Consider the following 2,011-nt stretch of genomic DNA (forward strand, 5'->3'; position numbering starts at 1 on the left):
CCAGTATGGTTTTCCTATTTGTGAATACCCTTTTGCCGAAGTTGCAAAAGAGCTGGACATAAAAGAATCAGAGTTGATCGACCGAGTTGAGAAGATGCGTGCCGATAAAACGCTAACGCGCTTTGGCCCAATGTACCATGCAGAGCAGTTGGGTGGTGCACTGTCACTTGCGGGTATGGCGATACCGGAAGAGCGCTTTGATGAAGTAGCTGAAATCGTCAATGGCTTTCCCGAGATTGCTCACAACTACAAACGGACTCACGAATTGAATATGTGGTTTGTGATTGCAACTGAGGAACAGGAAGGTAAAGGGCGAGTGATCGAAGAAATTGAACGTCAGACAGGATTTAAGGTCTACGACATGCCGAAGAAGGAGGAGTTCTATGTTGGATTCTATCTCGACCTCGAATGATTTTTATCGCCCTCAAGCGGAGGACTTACCTATGGAGGAGGAAGAAAACTACTCACTATCGAGTATAGATCGCGAGTTGATCGTCTTGACTCAGGAGGGTTTGCCTCTTGCCCCACGACCTTATCATGTGCTGGGTTTGATGTTGAATATATCTGCCGATGAGGTGATGGCGCGTCTGCAACGTATGTTAGATGAAGGGATTATTCGAAGAATCGCTGCAGTACCCAATCACTACAAACTGGGCTTTAAAGTAAACGGTATGACTGTGTGGGATGTGCCCGACGAAAAGGTGAGTGAATTAGGACAAGCTTTGGGCGATTTATCCTTTGTTAGTCACTGTTATCACAGGCCCCGCCACTTACCGCTATGGAGGTATAACCTCTTTGCCATGGTTCATGGTAAAACTAAACAAGAAGTTGCGAAATATATAGAGCAGATCAATCAGCTATTGGGTGATGACTTACGAGCGAGCGATGCGCTCTACAGTACCAAAATATTAAAAAAGACCGGTCTACGAATCGGTCAGAGAGAAGCGCCACCTAGCGCTAAAAAGACCTGAACAGAGACCAATAGAATAAGGCGGAGTGCCATGTTTAGAATTAGCCAGTACATGAAAATTCTGCACGATCAAACGCCATTAGGGCCATTGCGAAAGCCGCCAGGACCCGTCGTTATCTGGAACCTGATTCGGCGTTGTAACCTAACCTGCAGGCATTGCTATTCCATTTCGGCAGATACTCACTTTCCAGGCGAACTAAGCACCGAAGAAGTCTTTACCTTGATGGATGATTTAAAGGCTTACGGTGTACCCGTCTTGATTCTTTCGGGCGGGGAGCCTTTGCTTCGGGATGATATCTTTGAAATTGGAAAAAGAGCGAAAAGCATGGGCTTTTATGTTGGCTTGTCGAGCAACGGTACCCTAATCGACGAAGACAACATTAAGAAAATAGCTGAAGTTGGTTTTAATTATGTCGGTGTCAGCATCGACGGCTTGCGTGAAAATAATGATGAATTTCGCCAGATGCAGGGTGGTTTTGATGCGGCCTTAAACGGAATTAAACTCTGTCGAGAGAACGGTATTAAAGCTGGCTGGCGCTTTACACTGACGGAACAAAACAGTGACGATTTAACTGCGCTGCTCGATATAATGGACGAGCATGGCGTAGAGAAGTTTTACTTATCCCACCTTAACTATTCCGGCCGTGGTAAGCGCAACAGTAAGCGTGATGCCTATTTTCAGACAACGCGTGAAGCTATGGATCTGCTATTTGACCGAGCCTGGAATGATGTTGTTTCTGGCAAGGTGACTGAATATGTTACCGGGAACAATGACGCTGACGGTGTTTACCTACTTCAGTGGGCTGAAAAGCGTTTTCCAGAACGTGCGCCACTGTTAAGAGAGCACCTTGAACGCTGGGGGGGTAATTCTTCAGGAATTAATATTTCCAATATCGACAACTTGGGAAATGTTCACCCCGATACTTTCTGGTGGAGTCATCACCTGGGTAATGTCAAAGAACGCCCGTTTTCAGATATTTGGCAAAATACCGACGATGAATTAATGCTGGGGCTACGCATGAGTCCACGTCCTATTGAGGG

At 46.1% G+C, this 2,011-nt stretch carries 3 protein-coding genes; all 3 read left to right on the forward strand.

The window, feature by feature from the left end; translation table 11 throughout:
• Window positions 1-412 (forward strand): Lrp/AsnC family transcriptional regulator (locus A3729_RS33025; protein ID WP_068633907.1); only part of this gene is annotated, 412 nt, incomplete at its 5' end.
• Window positions 384-971, forward strand: a complete 588-nt coding sequence (locus A3729_RS12000; RefSeq protein ID WP_231872121.1) for an Lrp/AsnC family transcriptional regulator — start codon at window positions 384-386, stop codon at window positions 969-971. The genes A3729_RS33025 and A3729_RS12000, both read left to right, overlap by 29 nt.
• Window positions 972-1,001: 30 nt before the next feature.
• Window positions 1,002-2,011 (forward strand): heme d1 biosynthesis radical SAM protein NirJ (nirJ, locus tag A3729_RS12005; RefSeq protein ID WP_068633909.1); only part of this gene is annotated, 1,010 nt, incomplete at its 3' end.

Source organism: Oleiphilus sp. HI0043, from assembly GCF_001634935.1.

What these genes read in the sequence shown, in the direction of transcription:
- A3729_RS12000 (WP_231872121.1), top strand. Translation starts at nt 384, where the DNA reads ATGTTGGATTCTATCTCGACCTCGAATGATTTTTATCGCCCTCAAGCG.